Raw genomic sequence first — 15,192 nt, 5'->3', positions numbered from 1 at the left:
GCGAGCGTGGGAGCGGGCCTGCCCGCCCTCACGGAGGTCGGTTCAGCGCCACAGCTCGCGCAGCGGCGTCTCCGGCGCGAACCGGTGCGCCATCTGCGCCTGCAGCAGCTCGGCGGTGGCGAGCGCATCCGTCAGCGCATGGTGGGCGCGGTAGCGCGGCAGGTGGTAGCGCGTGCGGCTGTCGGCGAGGCGGATCGACACCGGCGCCGGCTTCCTGCCGAACAGGCGGGCGAAGAAGCCCGGCCGGGCGGCGCGATGAATGCGCGCCTCGAGGTCCATGGTGTCGATGACTGGAAACTCCACGCCCTCGCCGATGCGCGCCTTGAGCGCGCGGTCCAGGAAGCTGCGCTCGATGTCGCGGCAATGCACCACCACCACGCGACCCGCCAGCGCCGCGAGCAGTTCGTCGATGACCGCACCCAAATCCGGCGCCGCCTCGATCTGCGCATGGGTGATGGCGTGGATGACCACCGACTCCGGGTTCAAATCGATGCGCGGACGCACCACCCAGTAGCGCGAGGCGCTCGAGGCAATGCACTTGAGCGTCATCGGCAGCAGGCCGATGCTGACGATCTCGTCGCGCGCGGGGTCGAGCCCGGTGGTCTCGACGTCGATCGCCACCATCGGCACCTCGGCCAGCGGCGTGTCGCCAGCCACCGCGCCGGCGGCGTAGAAGGCGCGCAGGCGCGGGTCTTGCGCGGCCTCGGCGAGCGCCGCGAAGCGCGCCGGCCAGTCCGGCGCCGCGACCGCCTCGGGCCTGCGGCTGCGCGCGCCACTCCCGGCGCCCTTGATATCCCCCAGATGCAGCATCGCGCGCCCCTCAGTTCGCCCGCCCGGGCTGATAGCGGTACTTGAGGTATTTCTGTGCGTTGCCCAGGATCAGGAAGGCGTCGCGCAGGCTCTTGCGTTCGAATTCGGAGAGCTTCTCGGGGTCGATGCTGTTGTCCGGCTCTTCACCCACGGCCAGCGACTCGGCCTGGTGACGCGCACGCACCATGGAGATGAATTCCAGCGCGTCGAACAGGTCCTGCCCGCGACCGAGCGGCAGGATGGCAGCGTCGATGACATCCTTGAGACGTTCGAAAGAGTTCAGCGAATCCGAGCCGATGGCGAGCGCATGCACGCGGATGAGGTCGGCGAGCGGCGCGGTGCCGCGGCGCTTGATGTTGATCGCGCCAGTATGGCGGCCATCGGATTCGACCACGAAGTCCTTGAAGAAACCCAGCGGCGGCGTGCGCTGCAGCGCGTTGCGCGCCATGCAGGCAAGGAAGCGCGAGTTGCCGCGCGCCTTGCGCGCGATGAGCTCGCGCAGCCGGTTCGCCCACGCGGTCTTGCCCCATACACCGTCGAGGTCGAAGAAGATGCCGGCGTGGAGCAGGGACTCCGGTGTAGGGCGCTCGATCCAGTCGGTGAAGGTGCGCTCCCAGACCTTGAGCGGCTGTCGCCACTTGTCGTTGGTCGCCATTACGCCGCCGGTGCAGTAACTGTAGCCGCAGCGCGCCAGGCCGTCGCTGACGAAGGTGGCGAGCGCCTTGAAGTAGGTGTCGTGCTGCGCGGGATCGAAGCGGTTGTCGAGCACCAGCGCGTTGTCCTGGTCGGTGACGAGCAGTTGCTCCTGGCGCGCCATCGAGCCTAGCGCGAGGAAGCAGTATGGCACCGGCGGCGGGCCGAGTTCTGCCTCGGCGAGTTCGAGCAGGCGCTGCTTGAAGCTGCGCCCGATCGCCGCCATTGCGCTGCCGATCATGTGCGAACTGGCGTCTTCGTTGACCATGCGTGCAAAGCAGGCGCGCACCTCGGGCACCAGGGTGGCGAGTTCGTCCTGCGACTGCTGGCGGAAGATGCTGCCGACCAGGAACAGGCTGTTGCGGGACTCGTAGCGGATGATATCCGACAGCGCCACCACACCCACCGGGCGCAGGTTGTCGAGCACCGGCAAGTGGTGCACGTTGTGTCGCAGCATCACCAGCATGGCCTCGAACACGAGCTGGTTGTGGTTCACCGACACCACGCCCGAGGACATGATCTCGGTCGCCGGCGTGTCGTAGGCGAGGCCGGGCGCCACGAGGCGGGTGCGCAGGTCACGGTCGGTGATGATGCCCGAGAGCTGGGGCAGGCCGGGCACGTCGGGGTGGTCGTCCACGATCAGCAGCGAGGAGACGCCCTCCTCGCTCATGCGCTGCGCCACCTCGCGCACCGTCGCCGTGCTGTCGAGCGTCACCGCCGCACGCCCCACCAGGGTTTCGACTGTAGCCGACAGCAGGTCGTTGGCGTCTTCCTTGCGCGACATGGCCTGGCGCAGGCGGGTCTTGTCCTCGACCTCGACATAGTCGGCGAAGGCCTCGTACTGGTCGAAGAGCTCGGCGAACACCTCGCGCGGGATCAGGTAGATCAGCGAATCCTCCAGCGCCACCACCGGGAAACGCACACGTCCGTTGCGCAGCAGACCGAACTCGCCGAAGTAGCCGCCCTCGGTGAGCCGGTTGTAGAGCGTACCGTTGCGCCGGAACACCTCTACCGCACCGCTGCGCACCAGATGCCAGTATTCGGCCACCTCGCCGAACGCCACGATGCGCTCGCCCGCCTTGTAGTAGCGCACGTCGATGACAGCCGCGGTGCGCTGCAGCGCCTCTTCAGGCAATTCATCGAAGGGGCGATGAGCGCGCAGGAAATCAAGGATCTCGAGTTGTTCGACTTGCATGCTGGGTTCCGATTCCTACAAGCGCTTCGCGGGCAAGCCCGCTCCCACCGCATCACCGCCGCAGGAGCGGGCTTGCCCGCGAAGTGTGCCTGAAGCCGGCGCGAAACCGGCGATCAGCGCCAAGGCGTCAGCGCGCGCGCGGCTCCGACATGAGTCCCTTGACCACCGCCACCGCCGACATCAGCAGCACGATGGTGAAGGGCAGGCCGGTCGACACCGCCATCGCCTGCAGCGCCACGAGCCCACCGCCAAGGATCAGCGCGATCGCCACCAGGCCCTCGAACACGCACCAGAACACGCGCTGCGGCGTGGGCGCATCGACCTTGCCGCCCGCGGCGATGACATCGATGACGAGCGAACCCGAGTCGGACGAGGTCACGAAGAACACCACCACCAGAATGATCGCGATGAAGGACGTGATCTGCGCCAGCGGCAGCGCGTCGAGCATTGAGAACAGCTGAAGCGGCAGTTCGGCCTTGGTCGCCGCCTCGTAACCGTCACGCACGAACTGCAGGATCGCGGTTTCGCCGAAAACCGTCATCCACAGCACGCAGGCCAGCGAGGGCACGATCAGCACCGAAATGATGAACTCGCGTACTGTGCGGCCGCGCGAGACGCGCGCGATGAACATGCCGACGAAGGGTGACCACGAGATCCACCATGCCCAGTAGAACGCGGTCCAGCCCTGCGAGAAGTTGGCGTCTTCGCGGCCGACCGGGTTGGACAGCGCCGGCAGCTGCTGGAAATACGCCCCAAGATTCGCGAAGAACCCGGTGAGGATGTCGAGCGTCGGCCCCACCGCGACCACGAACAGCAGCAGCAGCACGGCCAGGATCATGTTGATCTCGGACAGGCGCTTGACCCCGGCGTCCAGGCCGGCCACCACCGAGAACAGCGCAATCGCCGTGATGCCGATCACCAGCACGACCTGCGTGGTGTTGCCGAGCGGCACGTCGAACAGAAAGTTCAGGCCCGAACTCGCCTGTGCCGCACCATAGCCCAGAGAGGTCGCCAGCCCGAACAGCGTGGCCAGCACGGCGAGGATATCGATGAGGTGACCCGGCCAGCCCCAGACACGCTCGCCCAGCAGCGGATAGAACACCGAGCGCACCGTCAGCGGCAGGCCCTTGTTGAACGAAAACAGCGCCAGGCCGAGCGCGAGGATGGCGTAGATCGCCCACGGATGCAGCGCCCAGTGGTAGATCGTCGCCGCCATGCCGAGCCGGGTCGCGGCCTCGGCGTCGCCCGCCGCGGCGCCGAGCGGCGCCCAGTCGGTGCGCACGCCGTTCTCCATCGCGGTGCCGCCGAAGGCGCTGCCGAAGTGCGATAAGGGCTCGGAAACGCCGAAGAACATCAGCCCGATCCCCATGCCGGCAGCGAACAGCATCGAGAACCAGCCCAGGTAAGTGTAATCGGGCGTGGCCTCCGTGCCGCCCAGGCGCACCTTGCCGAGCGGCGAGACCACCAGAACCAGGCACACCAGCACGAAGATGTTGCCGGCACTGAGGAAGAACCAGTCGAGGCTCGAGGTGAGCCAGCCCCGCATCGAGGTGAACATCGGCTCGACCTGATTCTGGAACGCCAGCGTGAGCACCACGAAGGCGACGACCATCAGGCCGGAGATCGCGAACACGCGGTTGTGGATGTCGAGGCCGAATGGGCCCACGTTGACGAGGATGTTGTCCTGACCGACCTTGTAATCGGTGTCGATCGGATTGACGTCTCCATCCGGGATCATCGGATCCTTCTTTTCCGTCATGAGCTCTCCTTGTTGTTTGAGCGCTGTCGCGCAAGGATGATGCAACGGCTCGTGGCACACCATCATCCACCTTTACGAAAGCGGCGCGAAGTGTAGCATTTTCTGACATATATTTTGTACAAACACACTCCGCCAGTGCTGCGACCTCCCGGTGCAACGGCACGAAACCACTGCTCTCCGCTAGAATCGCGCTCTGCAATGCAATGACGATCGGGATAGGCTGCATGCCCGGTCCTGCGACACGAACGGAGACACGCCACAATGCCGCGAGAGGATGCGCCCATCATCAACAAGCTCGGTCTGCATGCACGCGCCTCAGCCAAGCTGACCCAGCTCGCGAGCGCATACCCTTGTGAGATATGGCTCGAACGCAATGGCCGCCGCGTCAATGCGAAGAGCATCATGGGTGTGATGATGCTGGCCGCCGCCAAGGGCAGCACGATCACCATCGACACCGACGGCGAACGGGCTGACGAGGCCATGCAGGCGCTTCAGGCGCTGATCGCCGACCGTTTCGGCGAAGAGGAGTGACATGCCTTTCACCCTGCACGGCCTGGCGGTTTCCCAGGGCATCGCAATCGGCCACGTCCATCTGGTCTCGCATGCACTGCTGGAGGTCAACCACTACCACGTCGCCGAGAGATACCTTGATGAGGAAACCGCGCGCCTGGACGAAGCCGTCGCCACCGTCCAGGGCGAGCTCGTAGGCCTGAAGGCGGTCACCACCTCCGGCCAGACGCACAGCGAGGTCGGCGCCTTCGTCGATCTGCAACTAATGATGCTCGCCGATCCGATGCTGGTCGAAGCCGCACGGCGGCTGATCCTCGAGCGGCGCTGCAATGCAGAGTGGGCGCTGGTGCAGCAGATGGAGCACGTCGTTGAGCAGTTCCGCCAGATCGAGGACCCTTACCTGCGCGAACGCCAGGCCGATGTGGTCCAGGTCGTCGAGCGCCTGGTGAAAGAGCTGCTCGGCCACCCGGGACACCTGCCGCCCAAGCGCCGCGACGGACTGGGCACCATCGTCGTCGCCCATGATCTTTCCCCGGCGGACACGATCAGCTTTCGCGACCACAATATCGCAGGCTTCGTCACCGACGTTGGCGGCCCGACCAGCCATACCGCAATCGTCGCGCGCAGTCTGAAGATTCCCGCCGTTGTAGGCCTGCACCATGTACGCGACCTGCTAGAGGACGATGAGCTGATCATCGTCGACGGCTCTCGCGGGGTCATCATCGTCGCACCCGACGAGCAACTGGTGGAAGAATACCGCCTGCGCAAGAGCGAGCTCGAGATCGAGCGTTCCAAGCTCAATCGCCTGCGCGACACCCGGGCCACCACGCTCGATGGCGAGGAGATCAACCTGCTCGCCAACATCGAAGGCCCCAAGGACCTTCCGGCCTTGAAGACCGCGAACGCCGATGGCGTGGGCCTGTACCGTACCGAGTTCCTCTTCATCGGCCGCGAGAGCCTGCCCGACGAGGACGAGCAGTACGAGGCCTACCGCACGGTGCTGAAGGCGTTGCCGAACAAGCTCGTCACCATCCGCACCTTCGACGTTGGCGCCGACAAGGCGCTCGACGGCGGGCAGACACGTGTCGAGCCCAACCCGGCGCTGGGTCTGCGCGCGGTGCGCTATTCCCTCGCCGAGCCGAAGATGTTCCTCACGCAGTTGCGCGCCCTGCTGCGCGCCTCCGCACACGGCCAGTTGCAGATCATGGTGCCGATGCTCTCGCACGCGCAGGAGATCGACCAGTGCCTCGCCCTGGTCGAAAAGGCCAAGGCCGAGCTACGCGCCGAGAAGCACAAGTTCGACGAGGGCATCCGCATCGGTGGCATGGTCGAGGTGCCCGCTGCAGCGCTATCCCTGGGGATGTTCATCCGCCGTCTGTCCTTCCTGTCGATCGGCACCAACGACCTGATCCAGTACACGCTGGCCATCGACCGCTCGGACGACGCGGTGGTCCACCTCTACGACCCGCTGCACCCGGCGGTGCTCAAGCTCATCGCCATGACGATCTCCACCGGCGCACGCTACGGCCTCCCGGTATCGGTATGCGGCGAGATGGCGGGCGATCCGACCTACACGGCGCTGCTGCTCGGCATGGGCCTGCGCAACTTCTCCATGCACCCGGGAAACATCCTCGAGATCAAGCAGATCATCCTGCGTGCCGACCTCGGTGACCTCGCGCCCAAGGTCCAGCGTATCCTGAAGATGGACGAACCAGCACGCATCCGCGAAGCGATGGAGCGCCTCTCCGGTTGAAGGCCGCCTGCGGGACCATCCGCAGCCGACAAACGCAAGTGACAAACGCAAGTTGAAGCCACCCGGCACAGCGGCTACAATCCGTGCTTCCGCGATACCGCTCGGCAAGGGCGTCGAAACGCGTGCGGGTGTAGTTCAATGGCAGAACGGCAGCTTCCCAAGCTGCATACGAGGGTTCGATTCCCTTCACCCGCTCCACCGCATCATTCTGCGGACTTCCGCAGAAGTCCAAGAGAGTCTGCAAGTCGTTGCCACACAAGGATTTTTCCTCTCTTTGACGTTCTGCCGCGGTCCACTGCGATCCGCCTACAGCCGGGACTTTTAAGTCCACAAACAAGTCCATTTTTGCGGGCGCGGCTGATTCCGGATTGTTGATGGAGGGGCGAGGTCGACGTGACCAGCATCTGGTTCCTGACTCATGTTCAGGAGCAAGAGCATGGCACTCTCAGACCTGGCCGTTCGACAGGCCAAGGCAACTGGCAAGGCATACACCCTCCCTGACTTGGATGGCCTCTCCCTGGCCGTCACGGCTGCAGGGGGCAGGACTTGGCACTTCCGCTACTACTGGGCGGGCAAGCAGAAGCGGATGTCGCTCGGCACCTACCCGGAGGTGACGCTTCGCGAGGCCCGCAGCCTGCGCGACGAAGCGCGCGCCCTGCTGGCCAAAGGCACCAACCCTCGCGTTCACCGCAAGCAGAAGCGCACCGCTGTCCGGCTCGCCGACGAAAACACCTTCGAGGCGGTGTATCGCAAGTGGCTCAAGCATCGTGGGCTCAGCCTCAAGGAAGGCCGGCAGACGACCCTCTCGATCCTTCCGCGCATCTTCGACAAGGATGTGCTGCCCGCCTTGGGCAAGCGGTCGGTCTATGAGATCAAGCGTCCCGACCTCTTGGAGGTGATCGCCAAGATCGAGAAGCGCAGGGCGCTGTCCGTCGCCGAGAAAGTCAGGACGTGGTTCAACCAGCTGTTCCGCTACGCGCTGGTGATCGTGCCGAGCCTGGAGCAGAACCCCGCCTCCGATCTCGATGTGGTGGCGCTGCCGCTGCCACCCGTCAACCACAACCCGTTCCTGCGCATGGCCGAGCTGCCGAAGCTGTTGCAGCGGCTGCGCAGCTATCGCGGCAGGCGGCAGACCCAGCTCGGGCTGCGGCTATTGCTGCTGACTGGCGTGCGAACCGGAGAGCTGCGACAGGCGACGCCGGATCAATTCGATCTGGACCGTGGGCTGTGGATCATCCCGCCCGACGTCGTGAAGCAACTCCAGGTGGATATGCGCAAGAAGCGGCAGCAGCCGAAGGACATCCCGCCCTACATCGTGCCGCTGTCGATTCAGGCCATGGAGATCGTCCGGCACCTGCTCGATGAGTTCAAGCCGGCCCAGCACTACCTGTTCCGGCACGACAGCGACCTGAAGAAGCGCATCAGCGAGAACACGCTCAATGGTGCGCTCAAGCGCATGGGCTATCAGGAACGCCTGACCGGACACGGCATCCGCGGCACGATGTCCACTGCGCTCAACGAGATCGGCTACCCGAAGGTCTGGGTGGATGCACAGCTCTCGCATGTCGATCCCAACAAGGTCAGCGCGACCTACAACCATGCCGAGTACGTGGAGCAGCGTCGCCGCATGATGCAGGACTGGGCCGATCGGCTCGACCTCTTCGAGCAGAACCAGGTCGAGGCGGCCAGCATGCCGCTCACCGTGCATCTGGAAGGCGTGCCCGCATTCCCGAGTGAGCAAACCGCAAGCCCACCCTCCACGCCGGTTGCCGCTTCGCCAATCCTGCTGGTGACGAAGCCGGGTGACGCCATGCCGTTGGTTTCTGCCGCCGCACATCGGCTGCCGGCGGTTCCGCCCCCTCGATCGGCCGCGCCGCTGGTGCCTTCGGACATTCAGCGCGAGAGGATGGAGTTGTTCGATGTCTTCGAAGCGCCGCACAACCTTCCCGTCGCGGCGTTTGCCAAGATGGCGGGCAAGTCCCGCAGGTGGATCAGCTACGAGATCAAGGCGGGCAACTTGCTGGCGTTGAACGTAGGCAACCGCGGCCAGCGCGTGCCGGATTGGCATCTCGACCCACTCAAGCACGAGCTGATCCAGTCCGTCCTGAAGCTGACCAGGGGTGCAGACCCTTGGCAGATCTACCATGCACTGCTGCAACCGCGCTCGATGCTGCGGGGGCGTTCGGCACTGGAGGGCGTGACGGCCAGCAATCTCGACAAGCTCGTCATGGCCGTGAGCACGGCCGTGAAGGAAAGCGAATGGACCCCGCCGCGAGTCAGGGTCGCCTAGTACATACATATTTCAGTTCATTGGACAAACCGATCCAGCGATCTGAACAGGAAGATCGGCGATCATGATTAGCGGCGACAGCAGCCATCAAGAGACGTAGTGGCTTACGAAAATCTGCCAACGCGCTCCGGAATGTGTCGGGTAGGTGTCACTCAGCAGGGCATCGTCCTGAACCGCAGCTTTTCGAATTAGCGAATGCAAACTACCGACTCATAGCGCAGCCAGTTCGGGAAAGTCGTCTAACGCTATGAATCGCCCGCTTGCATCGTGACGATCACCGGTACTGCCCACTCTCACTGGGTAATGCTGAAGGAGGTGACACCATCCAAGGAAACCAATCTACTCGCTTCCTTCCCCTTATTCGGTGAATACAAGCCACAGGCGCGCTCAGAACAACTTACCAAATACCCCGCTTCGATGATCTTTTGCCCACCGACTAGCCGCTCAATTGTTACGTAAGGCATCTTGGGTTTGTTTGAACTTCCTTGAGCCACACTTTCAATCTCTGATTTTGCATCGAGACTTCCAAGATTTTCCGCTCGTGCAACAAAAAACAGAGCCAGCAAACCAAACAAAAACACCGAACCCAAGCAATTCAGCACAAACTGACCCACATCCAGCAAGGATTCCGTACTGTTTTTTGTTACTGCTTTGTTGTTCCCTCTGGGCATTGTTCGTCGCGCAGCAAGCCGATCTCCTATCCAAAGCAGCACCCCGATCAATACAGCAAATCCAAATACCGCTCCGATAGCCACCATCGGAGCCGTCAGCAAGATAGGTAATTGCTTGGTGATTCCAAGGTAAACCACGTCTTGAAACAGCCACGGAATTACTGAGTCATCGAAGCCAAAGGAAGCCAAGTAATTCTGTCGATAAGCCTTGCCTGCCCCAAATACCACCGCTGTAAACACCGTGATGCTTAACGTAAAAAAGGGAACCCAGCCGAAATCGAGTTTTGTCCTTTGCCTCTCAATAGACAACAAACTACCCCCTTTGCTGCGAGGCAATTTCTTGGCACGTAATATCATCAGTTGGGAGGGCGAGATATCTTTTCGCCTACGCTTTAGCATTTCACTTGAGTATTGCTATCAATCAATCAACCACTCACAATTCAGGCGCCTGCATACACAATAAACCCTGCAAAGCACCGCCTAGGACAAGACACGCTCTGCTGCCATTTAGCTGGTCAACTGCCCGAGGGAGTCCAGCACTTTAACAATCCGTGAACGTGGCTCCGCCAATCGCTTGGGAAGTATCCGGTAGTAGTCAGCGCCTTTCGTTTCTGGATTCCATTTCGGATGGAACCACACATCTTCTTGCGGATCATCGTTCAGAATTCCCGTCATGTACTTGTACCCGACCAGACTGTCAGTGTAGGACAAGAACAAATTCGCCATGCACAAGTGGAACAGATGGGATGGAACATCTAGCGGATTTGGCCGCTTCACCGTAAGCATCAAGCATCGCTGTGAATTGACCTGTTGCCAGCCAGGGCCAACGACTTGACCAGCGTTTTCCAGCATCTTCTTGGATTGCTCGCTCTTGGCATTGATGACCGAGGCTGCCATTACACCCGACTTCAAACCTACTAGTTCTTGCAGTTGCTTAGCCCAACGTTCCAATCGTGAAATTTCTTTATCCGGCGCGAAAACCAAGAATTGATGTCGGTCTTCTTTTACCAAATCGCTGGGAAGCTGTACGTACAAGGGGTACAGCACGTCATGCAGGTAGACATAGGTTTTACGCTGTCCCGATTCCCTGGAATGGGTTGTTGCCGTCAGCGCCATATCAGCCCACTCCTGTGTAATCTCTTCCAGCCTCATTCCGGAAATGTCGATAGAGATGAGCGGGAATGCTTGGGTTTTTCCGATGAGCGCCTTTCTGCCGTCAAACTGATGGGCCCACTCGATTTCGACGCCCCCAAGGAGAATAGGCTTCTTGTTAACGGGCTTCGAGGTGACAGCAACGTCCAACCTGTACTCGCAGCCAAAGGAAGTTTTTACGCGCTCTTCGACGTGGACATCTTCCGCACCGAGCAGTAGGTTTCCTTGAAGATGGAATTGAGAGCTTGCTTCATCCTTGAAGTACCACGGCATGGCACGACCGTTTGCCAACCTCCGCCGCAGCGCCTCAGAAACCATTTGCTTTGCTTGGGAGTGCTCGAGACTTTCCTTGGAGGCTTTGAATCGTGCTGCTTCTTCTTGCTCGAAAATCTGTGCGACACCTAGGTTCTTTGAACCGGGCAACGTTCTGAAGTGCGACCGCCGCTTGCACTTATCACCTTCAAACGATGGCTTCACCCAAGTGACCAATTGGCGTGGTACTGAGGGAGTAACGAGTGGCCACAGCTTTCGAGCATGCTCATGGCTGTGGATGTCACGCGCCACCACAGTGGTTGTAAACAACCCATTCCGAGAAAACACGGCTACTGCTTCATCCATCTCATCGCTCGACTAAGCAAGGCACTGGGCCATATTTGCCCCGGCGAGAGTTGAGGCCAGGCACAGGTCATAAAATTGTGGTCTGTTCTCAGTGACGTAGGTATTGAAAAAATCCGATTCCAACCCAGAGTGGGGAATTCGACCAATTGATGGACAGTTGTCGTGCCCCAATCAGTGTGTGGCGGACTCAAGTGCAGAGCGATTAGTCGGGCAGACGCATAAGGGGATAACTCAGACTTGTCCAATCAGGGGGAGAGACTTGGCGGTCGTGAAGTCCAGCGCCAGATGAATCAGGTTGGCCGATGCAGCCAGCATGCCGACACCCTTCCAGAACTTCTCAGAGTCGGTCTGCGGCCGCCACTGATTCAATTCATGCAAACACGTGCCAAGCAACGCAGCGAAAGCCAAACTATGGAAGAACGCGCGGTGATTCGGGGAGGTCGCCGGCTCTAGGAGGTCTGGTAGATTCGTGAAGAAGGCTGCGGCCGCGCTACCCAGAAGCGGTTTGATAGTGGTGGCGCCAGCCATGTTCTCGTGGTCAGCCAGGTAGATGCCGACTGCAGCGCCTGCGACTAGCTGGTGAGTCGAGCGGTTCACTTCTTGTGCTCCTTCCGAACACCTTTGAAGGGGTCGCCGTCCTTCTTCTGATCCATGAACTGACCATTGCCAGTGTCTCGCTTGGTCCAAGTCTGGGTGACGGGATTGAAGACTTGCGAGCGGTTGCGCACGGCGCCGCGGCGAGCGTTGTCACCGATAGGGGCGTTCTTGGCCATGTGGAACTCCTTTTGCGTTAGGCCTCGATGGTGTGGGTCCAGCCAGGAACCCCACTTTTGGACAGGTACTCCACCAGCGGTGGACTACCAAAGAACTGAACTCGGCCGCCGGACATGAAAGCAAGGGCCGACTGGTCGACTTGAAGATTGGCACTCCTGGCCCTGGCGGTCAGTTGCGCGAGAAGCCGGACGTTGTCGTCGCGCGTGCCCGATGAAGACCGTGCGTCGAAGACAGCAAAGTTAATCCAACCGCCACTACGGGCACGCTCACGAAGATGGGCGAGATTGACCTTCATTCATCCCTCCTTGCCTGAACCTATTTCAAACATGGGAGGCATTATTACGACGGTAGTAGCTCAATTAGTGACCTAGTGACTTGCGGATGGCGAATTTTTTCTTGTTGCGGCACACAGCACGGCGTGCAATTTGCGCCGTAACTCGGGTGGTCCGAGCACCTCCACCTCTGGGCTGTGGCGCAGAAGGTCCATGATCAACTCCTGGTCATTTGAGTAGGGTACTTCCAGCACATAGCTGCCATCTTCGAGGTAGGTACTCGTCTGGTCGTGGTGCCAGGTCTCCTTGCCAACCCATTGGGCGCGTTCCGGGGTGAACTTCAAGCGTGCTCGGTGCGCGGCAGGTCCGGCAAAGATGCCGTAGCCGCTGCAAAAGTGCTCTTGCATCTCCTTGGCGCTGACCTCGGTGGCGCATTCGTCAAGCACTCGGATGGACTGGATTGCCTCGAGGGCAAATGAACGGAGTGCGTTCTTGCTGTGACACCAAGCGTCGAGGATCCAGTTTTCTCGATAGTGCACCAGTTGCTGCGGCGAAATGACTCGGTTTGTGTTCTCCATGCGATCTCGGTTCCAGTACTCCAAGCGCAAGCGCTTGCCTTCCAGCAATCCGCTAGCAATTTGTTGGAAGTGCTTGGGCTCGACCTTGCGCGACGCGAAGTGAATCAGACGGAGCTTGTGCTCGACAGGGCGCGCTGACATGGTGCCTTCTGCCAGCATGCTGCGAAGCCGCGACTTGAGAGGAGCGACATGGTCCTCGAGCAGACCCGGCTGAACACCTTCAACAAGGTGAAGCATGGTTAGAAGTGCGATGACTTCAGATGAGTCGAACCAAACGCCAGGCAGTTCAAATCTCCCTCCTTCAGCGAGATCGTCCCGAATGACCCATCCGCGTTTGGTTCTATCCCATTCGAGCGGGCATCCAAGGCGGTCTCGAAGAAAGTCAAAGTCGCGCTTGAGCGTGGCCTCTGAGACTTCTAGTTCCTCCTTGAGGAACGACATTGACGCCGAACCACGCTTGCGTATGAAGCGGACGATTTTCGCAATGCGCTCGATGCTAACCTTGGACATCGTTACCCCCTCCCTTGGGCCTGTGTAGCTACTTTCCTAATGCTCCCAGTTGGGATTGCATTATGCGCTCGCGATCTTCTTGGGGCGGAAGATACCGGCCCGGGGAGAGAAGCAAGTCACGACGTGCCGCACGCCGCACAATGCGTATCAGGGAAGAAGCTCCACGGGGCCACAGGTGGCCATTGACGTAGAACCAATTGTCCAGTTCAGCTCGGCATCGAGGGAGAAAAGTCATTCGGCCTTGGGATCAATCCAACGTCGGCAATCTGCACTACACCGGTCACCCAACTCGGCTGAGGCCGCCGGCAGCTGAGGCCGAGGACGAGGCGGTCAGTCGGAAGAAACGACTGGCAGCTTGAAGACCATAAAGCCAACTTCGATCTTGCAAATATCATTAAGCGGCTCAGGTGCACTTCCGGTCAACCGGTTGGTCATGCCGTCGGACCAACGATCACGAACCGGCGACGTTGATCGCTCCGTATCGGTTTCGATGGTCGCGAGTGACCGGAATCCGCCCCCAGCAGCAGGAATGCGGGATCGTGGCGAAACCGCGATCCCCGCGCGTTCGTCAGGACACCAAGCGCGCGCGGCGGGCGAATCTTGCCTGGGTGTCCGACAAGGAAGCATCGCGGCGGAGCAGGTAAGCCATCACGATCATTGGTGCGCCGGCCAGCGGCCGCATGACAATGCCTCGGCGTAGGTAGCTCGCCAGTCTCGCGGCAGGCGCAATGGCGATCCCGTACCCGGCGGCAACCAGCGTCATCGCCACATCGAATGTCTCCACCGTTTGCTCCCGCTCCTGCAGCGCGTTCCCGAACACGCGCTGCACGGTCATGCGCCATGGTTCATCGGCCGTGGACTGCGAGCAGATCAAGGGCTGCTTGAGCACTTCCCCGCACGGCACTTCACGGTAAGCCAGCAGGTGGGAGCGCTTGGCCACGGCGACCGCCAGCGTGTCATGCCACAGCGGCTCGCATACCCAGCCAGCCCACTGCCGGGCAACCGCAGACAAGGCGAAGTCGAAGCCGTCGCCCGGCAGCTCCGCGCCTCGACCGGGATCTGTCCATCCGGCCAGGACGGCATGGGTCTCCGGCTCTTCGGCACGCTGCAGGGCGAGCACGTCGGCGAGCTGGGGAGGCACCCATTCGCCGAGGACGGCCATGCGAATTTCGGCGGTGAAGTCACTCGATTCCACGTCCAGCTCCCCCAGGCGGTGAACTCGTGGCAACTGATCTCGAAGCCGTTGGATGAGTTAAGTTTAACGTGGTTTAAATCGTGACCGTGTTCGACGCTCTTGGCAATGCCAAAGCGTTCGATCCAAAGGGGCCGCCCCACCGGCGCCTCTACCTACGAAGCGGAACCAGCCATCGCGTTTGGTGCTGCCGTGCGGGAAGAAAGAACCAACCAGGGCATCGCTCAGGAAACGCTGGCCTTCATGGCTGGCATCGAGCGGTCACACATGGGCAAGATCGAACGCGGCAAGCATGTCCCCACGCTCACAGTCATCCTCAAGATCGCCCGTGCGCTGAAATGCAGTTCCGCCCACTTGATGACTCTGACCGAAGCCAAGCTGGCAGAGTCGGCCCCATCCGCGGATTGACACCTGC

Annotated in this window: 14 protein-coding genes and 1 tRNA gene; 5 read left to right on the top strand and 10 right to left on the bottom strand. The window is 61.3% G+C overall.

What is annotated here, in order from left to right; genetic code table 11:
- Positions 1–42 precede the first annotated feature (42 nt).
- From ACPT9U_RS07585 to ACPT9U_RS07575, 3 genes are all read right to left on the bottom strand, one after another.
- Positions 43–810 carry a 3'-5' exonuclease gene (locus tag ACPT9U_RS07585; protein ID WP_435750443.1) on the bottom strand — a complete coding sequence of 256 codons (768 nt, stop codon included), beginning with the start codon at positions 808–810 and terminating at the stop codon, positions 43–45.
- Positions 811–820: 10 nt separating this feature from the next.
- On the bottom strand, positions 821–2,698 hold the full coding sequence (locus ACPT9U_RS07580; RefSeq protein WP_435750442.1) for a DUF294 nucleotidyltransferase-like domain-containing protein: 1,878 nt from the start codon (positions 2,696–2,698) through the stop codon (positions 821–823).
- 127 nt (positions 2,699–2,825) lie between these two features.
- Positions 2,826–4,457, bottom strand: coding sequence for a BCCT family transporter (locus ACPT9U_RS07575; RefSeq protein ID WP_435750441.1), 1,632 nt, complete (start codon positions 4,455–4,457; stop codon positions 2,826–2,828).
- Between the two features lie 261 nt (positions 4,458–4,718).
- Between ACPT9U_RS07575 and ACPT9U_RS07570 the strand changes: the two genes are divergently transcribed.
- From ACPT9U_RS07570 to ACPT9U_RS07555, 4 genes are all read left to right on the top strand, one after another.
- Positions 4,719–4,988: an HPr family phosphocarrier protein gene (locus ACPT9U_RS07570; RefSeq protein WP_435750440.1), complete on the top strand. Its 270-nt coding sequence runs from the start codon at positions 4,719–4,721 to the stop codon at positions 4,986–4,988.
- 1 nt (position 4,989) lies between these two features.
- Positions 4,990–6,720, top strand: a complete 1,731-nt coding sequence (ptsP, locus tag ACPT9U_RS07565; protein ID WP_435750439.1) for a phosphoenolpyruvate--protein phosphotransferase — start codon at positions 4,990–4,992, stop codon at positions 6,718–6,720.
- Positions 6,721–6,844: 124 nt separating this feature from the next.
- A tRNA-Gly gene (locus tag ACPT9U_RS07560) sits at positions 6,845–6,918 on the top strand.
- 238 nt (positions 6,919–7,156) lie between these two features.
- Complete coding sequence (locus ACPT9U_RS07555; RefSeq protein WP_435750438.1) at positions 7,157–9,010, top strand: tyrosine-type recombinase/integrase; 1,854 nt, start codon at positions 7,157–7,159, stop codon at positions 9,008–9,010.
- Between the two features lie 293 nt (positions 9,011–9,303).
- On the opposite strand, the gene ACPT9U_RS07550 is transcribed toward ACPT9U_RS07555, so the two are convergent.
- The 7 genes from ACPT9U_RS07550 to ACPT9U_RS07520 all read right to left on the bottom strand — a co-directional run bounded on the left by ACPT9U_RS07550 (position 9,304) and on the right by ACPT9U_RS07520 (position 14,747).
- Complete coding sequence (locus ACPT9U_RS07550; protein WP_435750437.1) at positions 9,304–10,080, bottom strand: hypothetical protein; 777 nt, start codon at positions 10,078–10,080, stop codon at positions 9,304–9,306.
- Positions 10,081–10,188: 108 nt separating this feature from the next.
- On the bottom strand, positions 10,189–11,451 hold the full coding sequence (locus tag ACPT9U_RS07545; RefSeq protein ID WP_435750436.1) for a hypothetical protein: 1,263 nt from the start codon (positions 11,449–11,451) through the stop codon (positions 10,189–10,191).
- Between the two features lie 231 nt (positions 11,452–11,682).
- Positions 11,683–12,048, bottom strand: a complete 366-nt coding sequence (locus ACPT9U_RS07540; protein ID WP_435750435.1) for a metal-dependent hydrolase — start codon at positions 12,046–12,048, stop codon at positions 11,683–11,685.
- Entirely contained in the window at positions 12,045–12,224 is a 180-nt protein-coding gene (locus tag ACPT9U_RS07535; RefSeq protein WP_435750434.1) for a hypothetical protein, read from the bottom strand. Before ACPT9U_RS07535 ends, ACPT9U_RS07540 begins: the two co-directional genes overlap by 4 nt.
- 17 nt (positions 12,225–12,241) lie before the next feature.
- The gene (locus ACPT9U_RS07530) at positions 12,242–12,520 is read right to left on the bottom strand and encodes a hypothetical protein (RefSeq protein ID WP_435750433.1); all 279 of its coding nucleotides are present in this window, start codon (positions 12,518–12,520) and stop codon (positions 12,242–12,244) included.
- 72 nt (positions 12,521–12,592) lie between these two features.
- Positions 12,593–13,585 (bottom strand): helix-turn-helix transcriptional regulator, encoded by a 993-nt coding sequence (locus ACPT9U_RS07525; protein WP_435750432.1) that lies wholly within the window; start codon positions 13,583–13,585, stop codon positions 12,593–12,595.
- Between the two features lie 568 nt (positions 13,586–14,153).
- A complete protein-coding gene (locus tag ACPT9U_RS07520) occupies positions 14,154–14,747 on the bottom strand; it encodes a LysR substrate-binding domain-containing protein (RefSeq protein WP_435750431.1) in 594 nt (197 codons plus the stop codon).
- A gap of 138 nt (positions 14,748–14,885) precedes the next feature.
- Here ACPT9U_RS07520 and ACPT9U_RS07515 point away from each other — a divergent pair, with 138 nt between their 5' ends.
- A complete protein-coding gene (locus tag ACPT9U_RS07515) occupies positions 14,886–15,185 on the top strand; it encodes a helix-turn-helix domain-containing protein (protein WP_435750430.1) in 300 nt (99 codons plus the stop codon).
- Positions 15,186–15,192: the final 7 nt, after the last annotated feature.

This window comes from Thauera sp. AutoDN2 (assembly GCF_051280715.1).
Taxonomy (GTDB): Bacteria; Pseudomonadota; Gammaproteobacteria; order Burkholderiales; family Rhodocyclaceae; genus Thauera.
The sequence above is the reverse complement of the archived record's forward strand: the minus strand, read 5'-3'. Positions and strand labels throughout refer to the sequence as shown.

Excerpts from the sequence above, each read along its gene's own strand:
- ACPT9U_RS07585 (WP_435750443.1), bottom strand. The coding sequence starts at position 810 with ATGCTGCATCTGGGGGATATCAAGGGCGCCGGGAGTGGCGCGCGCAGC.
- ACPT9U_RS07580 (WP_435750442.1), bottom strand. The coding sequence starts at position 2,698 with ATGCAAGTCGAACAACTCGAGATCCTTGATTTCCTGCGCGCTCATCGC.
- ACPT9U_RS07575 (WP_435750441.1), bottom strand. The coding sequence starts at position 4,457 with ATGACGGAAAAGAAGGATCCGATGATCCCGGATGGAGACGTCAATCCG.
- ACPT9U_RS07570 (WP_435750440.1), top strand. The coding sequence starts at position 4,719 with ATGCCGCGAGAGGATGCGCCCATCATCAACAAGCTCGGTCTGCATGCA.
- ptsP (WP_435750439.1), top strand. The coding sequence starts at position 4,990 with ATGCCTTTCACCCTGCACGGCCTGGCGGTTTCCCAGGGCATCGCAATC.
- ACPT9U_RS07555 (WP_435750438.1), top strand. The coding sequence starts at position 7,157 with ATGGCACTCTCAGACCTGGCCGTTCGACAGGCCAAGGCAACTGGCAAG.
- ACPT9U_RS07550 (WP_435750437.1), bottom strand. The coding sequence starts at position 10,080 with ATGCTAAAGCGTAGGCGAAAAGATATCTCGCCCTCCCAACTGATGATA.
- ACPT9U_RS07545 (WP_435750436.1), bottom strand. The coding sequence starts at position 11,451 with ATGGATGAAGCAGTAGCCGTGTTTTCTCGGAATGGGTTGTTTACAACC.
- ACPT9U_RS07535 (WP_435750434.1), bottom strand. The coding sequence starts at position 12,224 with ATGGCCAAGAACGCCCCTATCGGTGACAACGCTCGCCGCGGCGCCGTG.
- ACPT9U_RS07530 (WP_435750433.1), bottom strand. The coding sequence starts at position 12,520 with ATGAAGGTCAATCTCGCCCATCTTCGTGAGCGTGCCCGTAGTGGCGGT.
- ACPT9U_RS07525 (WP_435750432.1), bottom strand. The coding sequence starts at position 13,585 with ATGTCCAAGGTTAGCATCGAGCGCATTGCGAAAATCGTCCGCTTCATA.
- ACPT9U_RS07520 (WP_435750431.1), bottom strand. The coding sequence starts at position 14,747 with ATGGCCGTCCTCGGCGAATGGGTGCCTCCCCAGCTCGCCGACGTGCTC.
- ACPT9U_RS07515 (WP_435750430.1), top strand. The coding sequence starts at position 14,886 with ATGCCAAAGCGTTCGATCCAAAGGGGCCGCCCCACCGGCGCCTCTACC.